Here is a 17,498-nt window from a genome sequence, read left to right on the forward strand (position 1 = left end):
TTTCGTGTCACATCAGCGGATAGCCCCGAATGTCAGTGAAACGTCGAACCGGCTCGCGGAAGCACTGGCGGCGCTTCGGACTGAACTCGAGCTGCCCGCCGGCTATCCCGTTGAAGCGCTGCGTGACGCCGAAGCCGCGGTTTCCGGACACACCCTGCCGGTGCAGGACCTCACGGACGTTCCGTTCATCACGATCGACCCGGCCTCTTCCACCGATCTGGACCAGGCCCTCTTCATTGACCGTTCCGGCGATGGTTACAGGGTTCTCTACGCCATCTCCGATGTGCCATCCTTTGTGCCGCCCGGAGGAGCGCTCGACGCCGAGACCCGCCACCGGGGGCAAACATACTACGCCCCGGATGGCCGCATACCGCTGCACCCCGAGATCATCAGCGAGCATGCCGGAAGCCTGTTGGCCGGCCAAACGTGCGGCGCATTTGTATGGGACTTCGAACTCGATGCCGAGGCGGAGTTCCGCACCGTCTCCGTCCGCCGGGCAAGCGTTCGCAGCCGCGCGAAGCTCAACTACAAGGGTGTCCAGGCGGAGATCGATTCCGGAACGGCCGATCCGGTCCTCCAACTCCTCAAGGACGTCGGGCTCAAGCGGGTGGAACTCGAACGCCGCCGCGGCGGAGCAAGCCTGAACATGCCTGAACAGGAAATCGTCCAATTGCCCGACGGCGAGGGGTACAGGATCGTCGCAGCTCCCTCGCTGCCGGTGGAGGACTGGAACGCCCAGATTTCCCTCATGACCGGGATGGCCGCCGCGCAACTGATGCTCGACGGCAAAGTGGGAATCCTGCGCACCATGCCGGCGCCCGATGAACGCTCGCTGCTCCATTTCAAACGGCAAACGGGGGCACTCGGCAAGCCCTGGACCGAGGGGACCAGCTATGGCGAGTACCTGCGGACCCTCGACGCCAAGGACCCCCGGCAACTGGCCATCCTCCACTCCGCGGGGCTGCTTTTCCGCGGCGCCGGCTACACGCCTTTCGACGGCGAAGTACCGGGAAGCGTCATGCAGTCAGCCATCGGCGCACCGTACGCCCACACCACGGCGCCATTGCGCAGGCTGGTCGATCGTTTTGTCCTGGTCATCTGCGAAGCACTGAGTAATGGAACAGAGATCCCTGCATGGGCCAGGGACGCTTTGCCGAGCCTGCCCGAGATCATGGCGTCATCCGACCAGCTTGCCGCCAAAATGGAGCGCCTGGCCCTGGACACCGTGGAGGCAGCACTCCTGGTGAACCACATCGGACAGGAATTCGACGCCGTCGTGATCTCCGGATCGAAACCCGCCAAGAACAACGGAAACGGCAACGGGAACAGCACCAACGGCAACAACGGAAACGGCAATGGGAACGGAGCCCCGCACGGCCCCTACGGCATCGTCCAGATCGCCGAACCCGCGGTCACCGCTCGTTGCGACGGCGAAATGGAGTCCGGTACGAAGGTCCGTGTGAAACTGCTTGACGCGGACATCGCCACCCGCGAAATCACCTTCGAACTGCTCCCGTAGCGCACTCAGTTCGCAGGCCTGGAACCGCGATCCGGGGTTTATTGCCTCCAGACGCTAGACTGTGTGAGTAGTAATGGATGCCCGGTCGTTGATTCAGTTAATTTTTTTGACATCAACAAGCCCGCCCCTACGCGATCTTGAGATACACCAGCTGGTCCCCAGTGCCAGTATTTAGATAGCCCGCGATCGGCTTCCACTGGATTTGCTTGCGCCCATTCGTGCTCCGGAACGGCCCGGCCACAACCGTTGAGCACGCAGCGCAGCCCAAAATGAATAAGGAAAACTCCACTGTGAGTGAATTGCACACCCATGAAGTTCTGACAGACGGAACCGAAACGATCGAACCCGAGGAAACCATTTCCTCGGACGAAACACCGCACGAGATCGCAGAAAAGTCCTTCGCCGACTACAACGTCCGCGCCGACATCGTTGAATCCCTCGCCGATGCCGGAATCACCCACCCCTTCCCCATCCAGGCCATGACCCTCCCGGTGGCCTTGGGCGGTCACGACATCATCGGCCAGGCCAAGACCGGCACCGGAAAGACCCTCGGCTTCGGCATTCCGGCGCTGCAGCGCGTCGTCGGACCCGGCGACGCCGGCCATGAAAAGCTCGCTGTCCCGGGCGCACCCCAGGCCCTCGTGATTGTTCCTACCCGTGAACTCGCCGTTCAGGTGGCCAACGACCTCCAGACAGCATCGCGGAAGCGCAACGCCCGCATCGCTACCATCTACGGCGGCCGCGCTTACGAGCCCCAGATCGAAGCCCTGCAGAAGGGCGTCGAGGTTGTTGTCGGCACGCCCGGCCGATTGATCGACCTCTACAAGCAGAAGCACCTGAACCTCAAGAACGTTCGCATGGTGATTCTCGACGAAGCAGACGAGATGCTTGACCTCGGCTTCCTTCCGGACGTGGAGACGCTGATTGCCGGCACTCCCGCCGTCCGCCAGACTCTTCTCTTCTCGGCAACCATGCCCGGCCCGGTCATTGCCATGGCCCGCCGCTACATGACGCAGCCCACGCACATCCGTGCCGCCGACCCGAACGACGAAGGCCTGACCAAGCGAGACATCCGCCAGCTGATCTACCGTGCCCACAGCATGGACAAGATCGAGGTCGTGGCCCGCATTCTGCAGTCACGCGGCCGTGGCCGGACCATCATCTTCACCAAGACCAAGCGCACCGCAGCCAAGGTTGCCGAGGAACTCGTGGATCGCGGCTTCGCTGCCGCGGCTATCCACGGCGACCTCGGCCAGGGCGCCCGCGAGCAGGCCCTGCGCGCCTTCCGCAACAACAAGGTCGACGTCCTGGTGGCCACGGATGTCGCCGCCCGGGGCATCGACGTGGACGACGTCACGCACGTCATCAACTACCAGTGTGTCGAAGACGAAAAGATCTACTTGCACCGCGTTGGCCGCACCGGCCGTGCCGGCAACAAGGGCACCGCGGTCACGTTCGTCGACTGGGACGACGTCCCCCGCTGGGCCCTCATCAACAAGGCCCTCGGGTTGAGCTCTCCCGAGCCCGTGGAGACGTACTCTTCGTCCCCGCACCTGTTCTCGGACCTGGATATTCCGGAAGGCACCAAAGGCCGCCTGCCCCGCAACCAGCGCACCCTTGCGGGCGTCGACGCCGAGGTCCTTGAAGACCTGGGCGAGACCGGCAAGAAGAACTCCCGTTCCAGCGGCGATTCCGCGCGTGGACGCTCCGGCCGTGACGGTGGCCGTGAAGGTGCCCGCCGCGGTCCCAAGTCCGGCGACGCTCCGTCCCGGGAAGGCGACGGTGAGGGCGGACGCAACCGAACCCGCCGCCGTCGTACGTCCGAAGGTGAGGCAGCCCCCGCTGAGGCAACGGCCCGGTCTGCCGAGCCGCAGTCCGGCGAGGGCGCTGACAAGCCTGCCCGCGCACGTCGTTCCCGCACCCGCCGCCGCAACGGCGAAGTGGTATCCGCTTCCGGTGCATCCGGCGAGAGCACCGAGGCTTAACGGCCTCAATGACTGACCTTGTTTGGGCGCCGGACGGCAGCAATTTGGTGGTTCACGCGGACAACGCGGATTTCCTCCCGACGCTGCCGGACGGCGCCTTCACACTGATTTACGTGGACCCGCCCTTCAATACGGGCCGGGTCCAGAGCCGCCAGGAAACGCGCATGGTCCGCAACGCCGATGGCGACGGCGACCGCGTCGGCTTCAAGGGGCGCTCGTATGACACCATCAAGGGCGCCCTGCACCGCTACGACGACGCGTTCAGCGACTACTGGTCCTTCCTGGAACCCCGGCTCGTGGAGGCCTGGCGCCTGCTCGCGGACGACGGCACTTTGTACTTGCATCTCGACTACCGCGAGGTGCACTACGCCAAGGTCATGCTGGACGCGATCTTCGGCAGGGAGTGTTTCCTGAACGAGATCATCTGGGCCTACGACTATGGCGCACGCGCCAAGAACCGCTGGCCCACCAAGCACGACAATATCCTCGTGTACGTCAAGAACCCCTCGAAGTACCACTTCGACAACGCCGAGGTTGACCGTGAGCCGTACATGGCACCTGGCCTCGTGACGCCCGCCAAACGCGAACTGGGGAAGCTTCCCACGGATGTTTGGTGGCACACCATCGTTTCCCCGACCGGCAAGGAAAAGACCGGCTACCCGACGCAAAAGCCCGAAGGACTGGTCCGGCGGATCGTCACGGCATCGAGCCGGCCAGGAGACTGGTGCCTCGATTTCTTCGCCGGCTCGGGCACCCTCGGTTCAGTCGCGGCGAAACTCGAGCGCAAGTTTGTGTGCGTGGACCAGAACGCCCCGGCAATCGAAGTGATGCGGAAGCGCCTGGACGGCAAGGCCACCTTCTATCCCACCTAGCGGACCACAAAACTTCCCGTGCCCAGTTCCTCGATGCGGGCCAGGACCTCGGGGGACGTCAGGTTCTCCCCGAGCAGATTGGGCTTGCCGGTTCCGTGGTAGTCGGACGAACCGGTCATGAACAAGCCGTGTTCGGCGGCCAGGCGGCGCAGGAACACGCGGCCTTCCTCGGGATTGTCGCGGTGTTCCACTTCCAGCCCCAGGAGGCCGGCGTCGATCATTTCCCGGTAAGTCCGTTCCCCGACTACCCGGCCGCGGGCCGAAGCCACTGGATGCGCGAAAACAGGGACACCGCCCGCCGCGCGGACGAGCTCGACGGCGAGCGCCGGGTCGGGTGCGTAGTGCTGCACGAAGTAGCGCGAGTGCGAAGTCAGGATCGCGGTGAACGCTTCGGAGCGGCTCGCAACGGCACCGGCGGCCACGAGGGCGTCGGCGATGTGGGGCCGGCCCACTGTGGCACCCGGAGCCACATGATGAATGACATCGTCCCAGCTCAAGGGGTAATCCTCCGCCAAAAGCGTGACCATGCGCTTGGCGCGGGTGAGCCTCGCGTCCTTCGCCTTGGTGATTTCCTCGAGCAGGCCTGGATGTGCGGGATCATGGAGGTAGCTCAGCAGGTGGACGCTGATCCCTTCCCGGGTGCGGCACGAGATCTCAATCCCCGGAACGAAAGCCACCCCGAATTCGAGGGCCGCGACGGAGGCCTGCTCCCATCCGTCGGTGGAGTCGTGGTCGGTCAGGGCCACCACATCCAGACCCGCAGCAGACGCGGAAGCGATCACTCCCGCGGGAGCCTCGGTCCCGTCGGAAACATTGGAGTGCGCGTGCAGGTCGATCTTCACTTTCCAAGCGTATTTGATTAGGGGCGGCTTGGACCGTTGCGGCGTTGGCCTAGTGTCGGCCTTGATGGGACGATGGGACGGTGAACGATGCAGAAAACACCCAAAACGGTGAAACCACAGCCTCCCAGCCACTGGAGGAGCGCGTCAACAACCGCTCCCAGCGGCCCACATCCGATGCCTTCAAGGCGTTCATGGCCAGCAATTGGGCGCCCTCGCCGCAGGTAACCCCTGCACGTGACGCCGTCGCAGACCACGCCGCCACCCGACGTCGGGCCATCTCCGACAAGTTCGCGGGCCTACGACTCGTCGTACCGGCCGGCCCGCTCAAGGTCCGCTCGAACGATTGCGACTACCGCTTCCGCCCACACTCCGGTTTTGCCCACCTCACGGGCTTGGGCCTGGACCACGAGCCCGACGCCGTGCTGGTCCTGGAACCTGTCGAGGAGGGAACCGGCGACGACGGCGGCAACCACCTCGCGACGCTCTACTTCCGCCCGCTGGCCGGCCGGGACACGGAACAGTTCTACGCCGACTCGCGTTCCGGTGAGTTCTGGATCGGCGCGCGCCCAACGCTCGAAGAATTCGAAGCGCGCCTCGGACTCAGGACGGCACATCTCGACGAACTCGAGATGGCCATCACCAAGAACGTAGGCGCCCCGGAAATCGGTGGCATCTCCATCCGCCTGGTCCGCAAAGTCGACGAGAACATCGATGCCCTCGTGGACACCGCCCGCTACAACACAGCCAAGGATCCGGAGAACCTGGACCTCGGCGAACTCGATGCCCTCGACGAACTGCTCAGCGAGGCGCTCTCCGAGTTGCGCTTGCTCAAGGACGCCTGGGAAATCGAGCAGATGAAGATCGCCGTGGCCGCGACCGTGGAGGGTTTCGCCGACGTCGTCCGTGCCCTCCCCCGCGCCATGACCCACCACCGCGGCGAACGCGTTATTGAAGGCGCTTTCTTCGCGCGTGCCCGTGAGGAAGGGAACGAGCTCGGCTATGACACCATCGCGGCCGCCGGAAACAACGCCACGGTGCTGCACTGGACCCGGAACACGGGCAAGGTCAACGCCGGGGAACTCCTGCTGCTGGACGCCGGCGTGGAGGCAGACTCGCTCTACACAGCCGACGTCACGCGTACCATTCCGGCCAACGGAAAGTTCTCGGACGTCCAGCGCAAGGTCTACGAAGCCGTCCTTGACGCCGCCGACGCCGGATTCGCCGCAGCACAGCCCGGCGTGAAGTTCCGTGACATCCACACGGCCGCCACCACGGTGCTCGCCGAGCGCCTTGCCGAGTGGGGCCTGCTGCCGGTCTCCGTCGAAGAAGCCATTAGTGCCGAAGGCCAGCAGCACCGCCGCTGGATGCCGCACGGTACCAGCCACCACCTTGGTCTGGATGTCCATGACTGTGCCCAGGCCAAGCGTGATCTCTACCTGGACGGCGTACTCACCGAGGGCATGGTGTTCACCATCGAACCCGGGCTCTACTTCAAGAACGAGGACCTCGCCATTCCGGAGGATTACCGCGGAATCGGCGTCCGGATCGAGGACGACATCCTGATGACGGCTGACGGTCCAATCAACCTCAGCGCCGCCCTCCCCCGCAAGGCCGACGACGTCGAGTCCTGGATGGCGGGCATCTACCAGGACGCCGAAGCGTAACCCCTGAGGCAAACCGCAAGAGGAGGGCTGCCGGATCTTGATGATCCGGCAGCCCTCCTCTTTTGCTTTGGGCGCCCCTAGTAATGATGGCCGGCCGCGATGAGCAGGTGCTCCTGTGCCATGTCCTGCTGGCGTTCAAACACGTAGACGCCGGCTTCCGTCCACTTAATTTCGGGTTTTTTACACGGAGATTTGCCGTTTTGACCACTGAGATTGACGAATTCCACACGGAGACGCCCCTCGGCACTTGTACCCTCCTCCTAGGCGCAGCACCGATAGTCGATCCCCCGTTTGGTGCTGTTGCCATGCTTGGTTCGTTGGTGGCGAGGCTTGTGTATCGCCACCAACGAACCAAGTGAGATAGCAAGAACGTCGCCGCTCCCTGCTTGCCGTTTGGGAGGTCATCGAGTCGGAGCTTCTCGCCGGAGAAGTCGGAGAATGGGAAATGTGGTTCGAATTTGAGCGGATGCTCCCCCAGGTCTGGGCCATCGAGACGTGACCGGCAACCTTCCCGCCATTTCCCTCAAAAGCGTTCGTCGCCACTATGACGACGGTGCCGGAAACGAGAAAGCCGCACTAGACATTGCTGAACTGGAGATCCAGCCGGGTGAACTTGTTGCCGTCATTGGCCCATCTGGATCCGGCAAGTCAACCCTGCTCCAATTGCTCGGTGGAATCGATTCGCCGACTGCAGGGAGTATAGACGTAGCAGGACTCCGGGTCTCCGAGATGGATGAAAAACAGAAGACAATCTTCCGGCGGGAGAATATTGGATTCATTTTCCAGGCATTTCATCTTGTTCCGAGCATGACGGTGGTGGAGAACGTCGGGTTGTCATCGATTGTTTCCGGTCAAAGAGGCTTTCGTTGGCGATCAGATGCTCTGGTGCTGCTCGATCAGCTGGGATTGCTTGAATATGCCGATAGGTTTCCCGATCAATTGTCAGGCGGGCAACGTCAGCGGGTCGCCGTCGCTCGAGCGCTATTCGGGGCTCCTAGCGTCGTCCTAGCCGATGAGCCGACAGGAAGCCTCGACTCCGGGAATAGGGATATTGTTCTCCGTCTGATTCGCGACGCGATCGGAGACGGTCGTCGCACGACCGGGCTGATGGTCACCCATGATCCATATGCTGCGAGTTACGCCGACCGGATCATCGCGCTGCGGGACGGGAAGATCGTTGATCAACTTGACCTGACCCTCAACGGACCACATCGGGAGGGAGATTCTCACCATGATGAGCGCGTTCGCTCGTGGTTTGCGGCAACTTCGCTTTGATTTTTCCCGATATGGAGTCGCAGCGGTTGCGCTGGTGTTCGGCGTTGCGCTCACTTTCGGCACCCTGCTTACATCGAAGAGCATCAACGACCAGCTGTCGCAAGGAGCCGGCTCGCTGTCGGGCATAGGCGACGTCGCGGTCGTGCCTGCTATTCCCGGGACCACGGTCCCGGAGAGCGCAGTGAAGGCCGTGGCGGATCTCCCTGGCGTTGCGACGCCGATCCCGACTCTGGCACGGAATTCGAGCGTCCGGCCTGCGGGAACCGTTGGAACAGGCCGCCCGCTGACGGTTACGGGTTACCCCACGACGTTCAACACTGAGCTTCAACTCATGAGGCTTGAGCTTCGGGGCGGGCTCCCTGCCGTAAGCAAGCCTGAGGCACTGGTTCCGTCTGACGTGGCTTCGCGCTTAGGCGTAGACGTTGGCGATTCGCTGGTGGTCGCGTCGAGCGACGCTACCACCCAACTGCGCATTGTTGGCGTGTTCAATGGCAAGGTTCTTGGTCCGTTGGCGTACGACAACATTTTTGTCGATTTGTCCTACGCCCAGATGATCTTCAAGCAACAAGGCCAAGTATCGAGGGTTGACATCCAGCTGGCGGCCGGGACCTCCGCTGAACGCTGGCAGAGCGAGTATTCGTCCAGCCTGCCTCCTCAGTTCAAAGTACAGGACACTTCTGCCTTCAATTCGACCCTCGGTCCCCTCATCGCGGTTGTTTCACTCATCTTGATGATCGCCTCCGGCACCGTACTAGGCATCTCGATCCTCTTATCAGCGATGGCCTTCCAGTCCGTAGAGAATGCCCGCCGGCTGACTTATGGTGTCATGCGCGCTGTCGGCGCCCGCGGTTCCTGGCTGGCGGGCGCCGTCTTGTGTGAGGCACTGATGCTCGCGTTCGCGTGCTCGATGGTCGGGCTGGGGCTTGGGTTTGGTGTCAGCTGGATCCTCAACCAAGGCCTATCGTCTGTTGGCAACATACCTCCAGCAACCGTGGCGGTCGAACTTTGGCAAGTTCTGCTTGCCATCCTGAGCGGGGTCGCCGCGGGCTGCGCCGGGGCGGCCCGGGCCATAGTGAAAGTGCTGCGCCAGGCCCCTCTTACGGCCATCTCGCCCGAAGACGCGGAGCGCAGGTCTTCAAAGAAATTCCGCGTCGCCCTCGGCATCATGCTCCTCATATTCGGAGCGGGCAGCTACTTGTTCGACTCGCTCGTCGTCAAGCTCATTGGCTTCGTCATATCGCTGGCCGCCGCGGGCTTCCTTGCTCCGTCAATTCTCATCGCCTGCACCAGGCTACAGATCTTCAGAGGGTGGACGGGCAAGGCTGCGGCTCAGCGTCTACGCAACCACACATCGCTCGACTCGACGACGGCCATCATGGGCGTTGTCGTCTGCCTGGCTGCGGCCCTTGTGATCGGGGTCGGCTCTGTACGGAGTGCCATGACGGAGCAGATTGGCCGTCAATTCGGGGCCGACATTCAAATATCGTCTACGACGCCCATCGCTGAAAAATTAGACGAACGCCTGGCGGCAATTCAATTGATCAACAGGGTTTCGGACACAGTTTGGGATCACGCAGCATTGCAGTTCCAAGGCGCCACGAGCCAGGTTGCAATCCTGGCTGTCGATCCAAATAGCTACTTCGCCACAGCTCAGCTTCCGTGGAGTCAGGGAAGTGACGGATCTGCACCCGCTGCCCTGAAAAAGGGAGGCGCGGTCATCATTCCTGAAGCGCTCGCCGCGAGCCGCGATATTTCCTTGGGCGACACCGTCCAATTAGATCGAGCAGGCAAGACCCTCTCGCTTCGCCTTGTCGGGACGTACGCGTCCTTGGCAACAGGAAACCAGGTGGTGATGAGTCGCAACGCGGCAGCCGAGCTCGGAATTACTGGATCCAACGGCTGGAATGTAGAAGCGAGGCCGGGTGCCGACGTCACAGCGCTCCGGGACACGATCGCTGATTCAGTTGCCGACATCCCTGGGGTCTCGGTGATCACTGCCGCCAAAATGAAGGAGCGCGCAGAATCAGAGCTCGGCTCCTACGCCGGAGCCGCCTTCGGCATCGTTGTGCTGGCGCTCAGTCTCGGCGCGCTCGGCGCGGCCGGCCTGTTCTCAGTCGGCGTCGCTCGTCGGGAGAAAGAGTTCGGGATGTTGCGCGCGATTGGTGCCACCCGGGGCGACATCACGAGGCTCGTTGCCGTTGACGCGATCTTGATCGGAATTGCGGCGCTGGCTGCGGGACTTCTCGTTGGTCAGTTGGCTGGGTGGGTACTAACCCAGCTTGTCGCCGGGGCACTCGGCGTGACGCTGAGCACGACTTTTTCCGTCCTGCCATTCAGTGGAATCGCAATTGTCACCTTGACTGCCTTATGCCTGGCGGCGATAGGACCGAGCCGCAGGGCGGCTCGAATAGAGCCTGTAGCGGCCCTGAGGGCCGAGTAATAACTACTGCTTCGCCTGATCCTCACCGTTTCCGGTCTGCTCGCCGTTTCCTGGTTCGTTCACCCGCACACCGTACTGCGGCCGGCCATCGGGAAGGTCCGGGTAGCGAACGCCGGTGGTTGGCCGCGCGGCCGCGACCGGGGCATCTGCGACAGGCTGGGCGGCCTCACCAGCCGTTCCCTGTGCTGCTTCGGGTCCACGCTGGCCGTAAGGGTCCTGCCAAGAAGCCGGGCGCTCCGGGGCCGGGCCCTGCGGTGCACTTGGATGGACCGGCGGATTCCGGTAGTCCTGCGGCGTGTATGCCTGCGGCGGCCGGCCGAAAGCCGCCTCGGCGGGATTCATCGGCAACTGGTGAAGTAGCCGGCGGGCTTCCTGTGACGCTTCCAGCGCGACAATCACGTCATAGTTCGTCGCCACCACCTGGCTGGTGGAGGTGAAGTCCCGCTTCCCGCGCTGCGCAGCGTAGGTGACGATCCCAAAGAGCATGAAGAATGCCGCACCCATGAGGACCGACGTCACGATCGAGAAGGGGCCTCCGGCCGGGGTGAAGAACGAAAGCATGACGCCCACGAACAGGCCGAACCACATACCGCTCAGGGCGCCGGACAAAGCGACCCGGGGGTAACTGAGCCGTCCCGTTACCCGCTCCACCATTTTGAGGTCGTTTCCGACAATGGAGACATGCTGGACGGGGAACTGCTGGTCGGCAAGGTAATCCACCGCCTTTTGGGCATCGAGATAGGAAGTGTAAGAGCCCACGGTGTCGCCTTTGGGGACGCTGCGGGATTCCTCCGTGGCCTTGGGGGCACCGAAAATGTTCGCCATACCCCCATTCTGTCCCATACACATGTGAACCGGCTGAAATTCAGCTAAAAGAGAGCAGACTCGGTAGCCTGTAAGGGTGAGCACAAATCCGTCACGCATCTTTGTTGCGCGCTTGCTCGGCCTCGACGTTTTCGACCCCCTGGGCGATCGCCTGGGCCGGCTGCGCGATGTCGTGGTGCTCTCGCGCGGCCTGCGCGGGGCCCCGCACGCAGTGGGTATCGTCGTCGAAGTTCCGGGCAAGAAGCGCGTCTTCGTTCCCATGACGAGGCTGACGTCCATGGACCAGAGCCAGATCATCTGCACCGGGCTGGTCAATCTGCGCCGCTTCCAGCAACGCGGCGCCGAGCAACTGGTGGTCGGCGAGCTCTTTGACCGCAAGGTGACCCTTAAAGACGGCAGCGGCGACGCCATCATCGAAGACATCGCCATGGACCAGCAGCGCAACGGTGACTGGCTGGTCTCCAAACTTTTCATTCGACGCGGCACGTCCACCTCCAGGCTCCGGGGGTTGCGCCGCGGTCATACCCTCCTTGTGGACTGGGCGGACACGCTGCAGGGCTCCGAGAACGATCCCCAGGGTGCAAGCCACTTCGTTGCTACTCACGAGGACCTCAAACCGGCCGACTTTGCCGATGCACTCCAGGAAATGTCGGACAAGCGACGGATCGAAGTGGCCAGCGAGCTGCAGGACGAACGCCTCGCCGATGTGCTCCAGGAATTGCCCGAAGAAGACCAAGTCACCCTGTTGTCCGCTTTGGACAACGAACGTGCAGCCGACGTGCTGGAAGAAATGGACCCGGACGACGCCGCCGACCTGTTGGCGGACCTGCCTTCCGCGAAGGCCGAGGAACTCCTGCTCCTGATGGAGCCCGACGAGGCCGACGACGTCCGCAGGCTCCTGCAGTACGACGAAGACACTGCCGGCGGCCTCATGACCCCGGTTCCCGTTATCCTGCCCCCGGAAGCCACGGTCGCTGAAGCGCTGGCCCATGTGCGCAGCGAAGAGCTTTCCCCCGCCCTGGCCTCGGCCATCTTCATCTGCCGCCCGCCGTTGGAGACCCCCACGGGGCGCTTCCTCGGCGTCGTGCATATCCAGCAATTGCTCCGCAGCGCCCCGCCCGAACAGCTCGGCAGCATCGTGGACAAGAACCTGGAGCCGGTTTCCGATCACGCCAGCGTCAGCGAGGTCAGCCACACCATGGCCTCCTACAACCTCAACTCCCTCCCGGTCGTAAATAGCGCCGGCCGCCTCGTAGGGGCGGTGACTGTTGATGACCTCTTAGACCATTTGCTCCCGGACGACTGGCGAACCCACGAAGACGGAGCCCCGATCAGGAAACTAGGAGGCCGAATTGGCTGAGAAGCCCACCAGCGGAGGACTGGACACCCCGCTCGAGCTGCGTTCCCGCATGCTGCCGAATTTCGGCAGCGATCCCGATGCCTTCGGCCGGTTTGCCGAACGCTTCGCCCGCTACATGGGGACGGCGAATTTCCTGTTCTACATGACGATCTTCGTGATCGTCTGGATCGCGTTCAACGTCATTGGCTTGTTCGGCTTCCAATGGGATCCCTACCCGTTCATCCTCCTCAATCTCTTCTTCTCCACACAGGCCTCGTACGCCGCGCCCTTGATCCTGTTGGCCCAGAACCGCCAGGACGACAGAGACCGCGTGACAATCGAGCAGGACCGCGCCCGTGACGAGCGCAATCTGGCTGACACCGAATACCTGACCCGTGAGGTCGCGGCCCTCCGCATCGCCTTGCGCGAGGTCGCTACCAGGGATTACGTGCGTGCCGAACTCCGCTCGCTGCTGTCAGATCTGCTGGAAGCCCAGGAAGAGTTGGGTCCGAACAATTCCGGCGGCTCCAATAACGGCGAGAAAGCCAAGGACAAAATCAAAGACAAGCGCAACAAACAGCGCAATCCCCCCACCCAGCAGATCCCCAAGATCCATCCGGCGCATTCCAGCGCTGACCAATCCGAACCCGACCTCTCGGCCGTCGGCACGGCGCCGGCGCGGAACCCGGGTCCTCCCAACCAGCCCGAAAGCTGAACACCCACCCCATGAGCACTCCATCCGTCGAGGCCCTCAACGCTGCCTTGGCAACCGTCATCGATCCCGAACTCCGCCGTCCCATCACGGAATTGGGGATGCTGGATTCGGTCGAGGCCAGTCCGGACGGAACCGTCCGGGTTGCGGTGCTGCTGACCATCGCCGGCTGCCCCTTGCGGGAAACCATCACGACCGACGCCACTGCCGCCCTTACGCGGGTTCCGGGCGTGACCGGCGTCGAGGTCGAACTCAAGGTCATGACGCAAGCGCAACGCGATGCCCTCAAAGAACGTCTGCGAGGCGCAGGCGGGCAACGCGGAATCCCCTTCAACGAACCGGGCTCCCTGACGAAGGTCTTCGCCGTAGCCAGCGGCAAGGGCGGTGTAGGCAAGTCCTCGGTGACGGTCAACCTTGCGTGTGCCCTTGCGGCACAAGGGCTGCGCGTCGGAATCGTCGACGCCGATGTCCACGGTTTCTCCGTCCCGGCGCTCATGGGAATCACGCAGCAGCCCACACGGGTGGACGACATGATCCTCCCGCCCGTGGCCTTCGGCGTGAAGGTGATCTCCATTGGCATGTTCGTTTCCGGGAACAAGGCAGTGGCCTGGCGCGGGCCCATGCTGCACCGCGCCCTGGAACAATTCCTCACGGATGTCTATTTCGGCGATCTGGATGCCCTGTTCCTGGATCTTCCGCCCGGCACGGGCGACATCGCCATCTCGGTGGCGCAGTTGCTTCCCAACGCCGAAATCCTCGTGGTCACCACCCCGCAGGCCGCGGCAGCGGATGTTGCCGAGCGCGCCGGAACCATCGCTACTCAGACGGGCCAGAAGCTTGCCGGAGTCGTGGAGAACATGTCCTTCCTGGAACTGCCCGACGGCGGCAGGATGGAGTTGTTCGGAAGCGGCGGCGGGCAGGTGCTGGCTGAGCGGCTGAGCACCGCCGTCGGAACCGACGTTCCGCTGTTGGGACAAATCCCCTTGGACATCCGTCTGCGCGAAGGCGGAGACGCAGGCCTCCCCGTGGTGTTGACGGCTCCGGAGACGGCCGCCGCACAGGCACTTCAGGCCATCGCGGGCAAGCTCAACGCCAAGCCTCGCGGCCTGGCTGGTATGTCCCTAGGGATCCAGCCGAAATAGCTTCTAGGTGGCCTCAGCGTCGAAGGGCGCTTTCTCACCGACGGAAAGCCGTTCAACAACCCGCTCGGGAACTTTCGGCGCGGCGTCCACGGCTGCTACAGCGGCGGGCGCACCGTCGCTGACAGGCTTCGTGTCGTCGTCGAGCAGCGCTTCCTTGATGATGCGGCGCGGATCGTACTGGCGCGGGTCATACTTCTTCCAGTCGACTTCATCGATGTCGATGCCGACTTCTTCCTTGATCTGCTCACGGGCACCGGACGCCATGCGCCGCAGTTCCTTGACCAGATTCGTCAACTTCCGCGTGTATTCAGGCAAACGGCTGGGACCGATCACGATGACGCCGATGATCAGCAGGATGAGAAACTCCGAGCCATTGATTCCAAACACGTATCGAAGATTACCTTGTCTGTTGGTGCGCTCAGAAACCCGCGAGGCCGGCCAGGGCGTGGAGTCCCCGTTGCAAGCGTTCGTTCCAGGTCTCTGCACTGTTTTCGGCGGGCCGGGCAACCATCAGCGAGTCGCCGGCCTTCACGAGCTCCGGAACGGCTCCCGCAGCCTGGTTCGCAGGCATGTCGGAGGAATAACGCAGCACGGCCACGGGCGAGGAGTAGACGGCTTGCCACGGGGCCCCCTGGGTGATGGACAGCTGGGTTCCCGAAGTGCTGCTGCCCTCCAAGTGCTGCTCCACCATGGTGGCGTGGTGGTCACCGTCGCTGAGGTGCAGCTCAACGGCGGGGTGCCCGTCCTGCATCAAGGCCCGGGCGGAAACCACGTGGTATCCCATGCTTGCCATTTCGGGACATGCCCAGCCGTCTTTCCGCAGCTCGGACAACTGCTGCTCGCTCAGGCTCACCGTTCCGGCTACGCTGACCGGCAGGCTCAACTGCGACCCTGTCATGGGCAGCTGCTCGCCGGAGTTTCCGGGCACGGTTGAACTGACCAAGGTCCGGACTTCCTGCTCTCCCCGGTTAGACGCCTGTGGCGCAACTTCACCGCCGAGCGCGTAGGCTGCAACCGCGAGGATTCCGGCGCTGACGGCGAGTCCGCCGGCGGCGGCACTGGCAAGCCGGACACCGTGCCACACGCTTCGCTGAGGCGCAGGGCGCTCAGGAAAATCGGATTGCGCCAACCGCTGCGTGTGCTCAATCAGCCTGTTGGTGAAATCCTGGCTGGCCTCAGGGACGGCGGCGCGGCGAAGCCGTTCGAGGTACTGGCGTTCCCGCAGGACCGCGGCGTGGCATTCAGAGCACTTCTGCAGATGGCCGGGGGCGCGGCTGTGCCGGATAGTTCCCCGGGCCAAACCACCGCGTCGTCCTTTCAGCAGACCCATCGGCGACTAAAGGAGACCGGCGATGCGCGGCATCTTGAGCCGCGGTTTGCGGGCTTGGACCGGACGCGGATCCCGGTGGGCGAGCTTTTCGCGGAGCATTGTCCGTCCGCGGTGGATGCGGGACCTGACGGTCCCCAGTTTCACGTCGAGCGCTTCGGCAACTTCGTCATAGGAGAGGCCTTCAAGGTCGCAAAGCACGACGGCGGCGCGAAAGTCCGGGGGGAGTTCTTCCAGGGCGCGCTGGACGTCGAGATCGAGGTTGTTCAGCTCGAAGCTCTGCTCCGGACCGGGTTCATGCCCCGGCAGGCGGGATTCGGCGTCCTCGGCCAAGGCGTCGAAGCGTATACGGCTCTTCCGGCGCGCCTGGTCAAGGAAGAGGTTGGTGGTGATGCGGTGCAGCCAGCCGTCGAGTGTGCCTGGCTTGAAGTTTTCGAGCGAACGGAAGACCCTGACGAAGACTTCCTGGGTGAGGTCCTCGGCGTCGAACTTGTTTCCAGTGAGCCGATAGGCAAGGCGGAAGACCTTGGCGGAGTGGTTCTCCACCACTTCCTCCCAGCTTGGCCTGACCCATTCTTCGGCCGGCGGGGCCGTATCGGTGGAACCCAGGACTGCTGCCGTTGTCTGGACTGGCGCAGCACTTGATGCCCGCATCGTCCGCTCCCCTCAAACTGTTTGTCATCCTGCCGGTCACTCAGGAGTTCGTTGCCGGCCGTCACTTGGATGGCTGGATATACATCATCCCAGTGTTGCCTGAGATTTTGCTGATCGCAGTCACACTTTTCCCGCAGAGCGAACATCATGGGGAAGACACCTGGAAGACACAGAATTGCGCGCCACAGGCGTCCGGGCTGGGCGGCCCGTAGCCAGTAGTCTGTAAGCAATACCCCTCTGCCTGGAAAGCGAACCCCCATGAGTGCCGACAAGTCAACCAGCTGGTCCTATGCAGAAGATCTGCCTGCCGAGGACGACGTGTTGCTTCGCGCCCGTGAACGTTCCTTCGAGCTGGGCGTTACTCCCGTGAGCCCCGGCGTTGGCGCCGTCCTGACGGTGCTGGCCGCGGCGTCGAAGGCCCAGACGGTTGTAGAGGTCGGATCCGGGGCAGGTGTCTCCGGCGTCTGCCTGCTGCGGGGCCTCAGCCCGCAGGCTGTCCTGACCACTATCGACGTCGACGTCGAGCACCTCAAGGCCGCCCGCGAGGCCTTCCTGGAGTCCGGCAGTCCGGCGAACCGCACCCGGACCATCTCCGGCCGCGCGGCCGACGTCCTGCCGCGCCTCACCGACTCCGCGTACGACCTCGTGTTCATCGACGCCGACAAACCCAACTTTCCCGGCTACGTCGAGCAAGCCATCCGGTTGCTCAAGTCGGGCGGGACACTCGTCATCAATGACGCCCTGGACAAGGACAAGGTTTCCAATCCGGCTGCCAGGGACAGCACCACCGTCGTGTTGCGCCAGATCGGCAAGGCCATCCGCGACGACGAACGGCTCTCCTCGGCGATGCTTCCCACCGGCGACGGCTTGCTGGTAGCGGTCAAGAAGTAAGCGGCCACCAT

General features: G+C 63.3%; 16 protein-coding genes. 10 read left to right on the top strand and 6 right to left on the bottom strand.

What is annotated here, in order from left to right:
* The first annotated feature begins 4 nt into the window (after window positions 1–4).
* From AC1DJW_RS00550 to AC1DJW_RS00560, 3 genes are all read left to right on the top strand, one after another.
* Complete coding sequence (locus tag AC1DJW_RS00550) at window positions 5–1,519, top strand: RNB domain-containing ribonuclease (RefSeq protein ID WP_284751604.1); 1,515 nt, start codon at window positions 5–7, stop codon at window positions 1,517–1,519.
* A gap of 290 nt (window positions 1,520–1,809) precedes the next feature.
* Entirely contained in the window at window positions 1,810–3,504 is a 1,695-nt protein-coding gene (locus AC1DJW_RS00555; RefSeq protein ID WP_476900491.1) for a DEAD/DEAH box helicase, read from the top strand.
* Between the two features lie 8 nt (window positions 3,505–3,512).
* Window positions 3,513–4,376 (top strand): DNA-methyltransferase, encoded by an 864-nt coding sequence (locus AC1DJW_RS00560; RefSeq protein WP_284751606.1) that lies wholly within the window; start codon window positions 3,513–3,515, stop codon window positions 4,374–4,376.
* Here AC1DJW_RS00560 and AC1DJW_RS00565 read toward each other — a convergent pair.
* A complete protein-coding gene (locus AC1DJW_RS00565) occupies window positions 4,373–5,218 on the bottom strand; it encodes a PHP domain-containing protein (protein ID WP_284751607.1) in 846 nt (281 codons plus the stop codon). The two genes, AC1DJW_RS00560 and AC1DJW_RS00565, sit on opposite strands and share 4 nt — an antisense overlap.
* Before the next feature lie 80 nt (window positions 5,219–5,298).
* Here AC1DJW_RS00565 and AC1DJW_RS00570 point away from each other — a divergent pair, with 80 nt between their 5' ends.
* On the top strand, window positions 5,299–6,882 hold the full coding sequence (locus AC1DJW_RS00570) for an aminopeptidase P family protein (protein WP_476900492.1): 1,584 nt from the start codon (window positions 5,299–5,301) through the stop codon (window positions 6,880–6,882).
* A gap of 77 nt (window positions 6,883–6,959) precedes the next feature.
* Here the strand turns inward: AC1DJW_RS00570 and AC1DJW_RS00575 are convergent, their stop codons facing one another.
* The gene (locus AC1DJW_RS00575; RefSeq protein ID WP_476900493.1) at window positions 6,960–7,109 is read right to left on the bottom strand and encodes a hypothetical protein; all 150 of its coding nucleotides are present in this window, start codon (window positions 7,107–7,109) and stop codon (window positions 6,960–6,962) included.
* A 268-nt stretch (window positions 7,110–7,377) separates the two neighbouring features.
* Here AC1DJW_RS00575 and AC1DJW_RS00580 point away from each other — a divergent pair, with 268 nt between their 5' ends.
* Window positions 7,378–8,157: an ABC transporter ATP-binding protein gene (locus tag AC1DJW_RS00580; protein ID WP_476900494.1), complete on the top strand. Its 780-nt coding sequence runs from the start codon at window positions 7,378–7,380 to the stop codon at window positions 8,155–8,157.
* Window positions 8,114–10,597, top strand: a complete 2,484-nt coding sequence (locus AC1DJW_RS00585; protein ID WP_476900495.1) for an FtsX-like permease family protein — start codon at window positions 8,114–8,116, stop codon at window positions 10,595–10,597. Before AC1DJW_RS00580 ends, AC1DJW_RS00585 begins: the two co-directional genes overlap by 44 nt.
* Window positions 10,598–10,600: 3 nt before the next feature.
* On the opposite strand, the gene AC1DJW_RS00590 is transcribed toward AC1DJW_RS00585, so the two are convergent.
* Window positions 10,601–11,422 (bottom strand): YflT domain-containing protein, encoded by an 822-nt coding sequence (locus tag AC1DJW_RS00590; RefSeq protein ID WP_284751612.1) that lies wholly within the window; start codon window positions 11,420–11,422, stop codon window positions 10,601–10,603.
* Window positions 11,423–11,498: 76 nt separating this feature from the next.
* Between AC1DJW_RS00590 and AC1DJW_RS00595 the strand changes: the two genes are divergently transcribed.
* The 3 genes from AC1DJW_RS00595 to AC1DJW_RS00605 are packed head-to-tail and all read left to right on the top strand — an operon-like array spanning window position 11,499 to window position 14,615.
* Window positions 11,499–12,782, top strand: coding sequence for a magnesium transporter MgtE N-terminal domain-containing protein (locus AC1DJW_RS00595; RefSeq protein WP_236812034.1), 1,284 nt, complete (start codon window positions 11,499–11,501; stop codon window positions 12,780–12,782).
* Window positions 12,783–12,831: 49 nt separating this feature from the next.
* Entirely contained in the window at window positions 12,832–13,476 is a 645-nt protein-coding gene (locus AC1DJW_RS00600) for a DUF1003 domain-containing protein (RefSeq protein WP_476900581.1), read from the top strand.
* A gap of 11 nt (window positions 13,477–13,487) precedes the next feature.
* Entirely contained in the window at window positions 13,488–14,615 is a 1,128-nt protein-coding gene (locus AC1DJW_RS00605; RefSeq protein ID WP_390279313.1) for an Mrp/NBP35 family ATP-binding protein, read from the top strand.
* Window positions 14,616–14,618: 3 nt separating this feature from the next.
* Here AC1DJW_RS00605 and AC1DJW_RS00610 read toward each other — a convergent pair whose 3' ends face one another.
* Genes AC1DJW_RS00610 through sigE form a run of 3 tightly spaced genes read right to left on the bottom strand, consistent with a single transcriptional unit; the run spans window position 14,619 to window position 16,596 of the window.
* Window positions 14,619–15,002 (bottom strand): twin-arginine translocase TatA/TatE family subunit, encoded by a 384-nt coding sequence (locus AC1DJW_RS00610; RefSeq protein ID WP_284751614.1) that lies wholly within the window; start codon window positions 15,000–15,002, stop codon window positions 14,619–14,621.
* 31 nt (window positions 15,003–15,033) lie between these two features.
* Complete coding sequence (locus tag AC1DJW_RS00615) at window positions 15,034–15,915, bottom strand: hypothetical protein (RefSeq protein ID WP_390279315.1); 882 nt, start codon at window positions 15,913–15,915, stop codon at window positions 15,034–15,036.
* A gap of 36 nt (window positions 15,916–15,951) precedes the next feature.
* Window positions 15,952–16,596 carry an RNA polymerase sigma factor SigE gene (sigE, locus tag AC1DJW_RS00620; RefSeq protein ID WP_234748318.1) on the bottom strand — a complete coding sequence of 215 codons (645 nt, stop codon included), beginning with the start codon at window positions 16,594–16,596 and terminating at the stop codon, window positions 15,952–15,954.
* Window positions 16,597–16,854: 258 nt separating this feature from the next.
* Between sigE and AC1DJW_RS00625 the strand changes: the two genes are divergently transcribed.
* Entirely contained in the window at window positions 16,855–17,487 is a 633-nt protein-coding gene (locus AC1DJW_RS00625; RefSeq protein ID WP_028264931.1) for an O-methyltransferase, read from the top strand.
* Window positions 17,488–17,498: the final 11 nt, after the last annotated feature.

The organism is Arthrobacter sp. 05L417 (assembly GCF_056397865.1).

What these genes read in the sequence shown, in the direction of transcription:
- AC1DJW_RS00590 (WP_284751612.1), bottom strand. Translation starts at nt 11,422, where the DNA reads ATGGCGAACATTTTCGGTGCCCCCAAGGCCACGGAGGAATCCCGCAGC.
- AC1DJW_RS00585 (WP_476900495.1), top strand. Translation starts at nt 8,114, where the DNA reads ATGATGAGCGCGTTCGCTCGTGGTTTGCGGCAACTTCGCTTTGATTTT.
- AC1DJW_RS00625 (WP_028264931.1), top strand. Translation starts at nt 16,855, where the DNA reads ATGAGTGCCGACAAGTCAACCAGCTGGTCCTATGCAGAAGATCTGCCT.
- AC1DJW_RS00560 (WP_284751606.1), top strand. Translation starts at nt 3,513, where the DNA reads ATGACTGACCTTGTTTGGGCGCCGGACGGCAGCAATTTGGTGGTTCAC.
- AC1DJW_RS00605 (WP_390279313.1), top strand. Translation starts at nt 13,488, where the DNA reads ATGAGCACTCCATCCGTCGAGGCCCTCAACGCTGCCTTGGCAACCGTC.
- sigE (WP_234748318.1), bottom strand. Translation starts at nt 16,596, where the DNA reads ATGCGGGCATCAAGTGCTGCGCCAGTCCAGACAACGGCAGCAGTCCTG.
- AC1DJW_RS00600 (WP_476900581.1), top strand. Translation starts at nt 12,832, where the DNA reads ATGCTGCCGAATTTCGGCAGCGATCCCGATGCCTTCGGCCGGTTTGCC.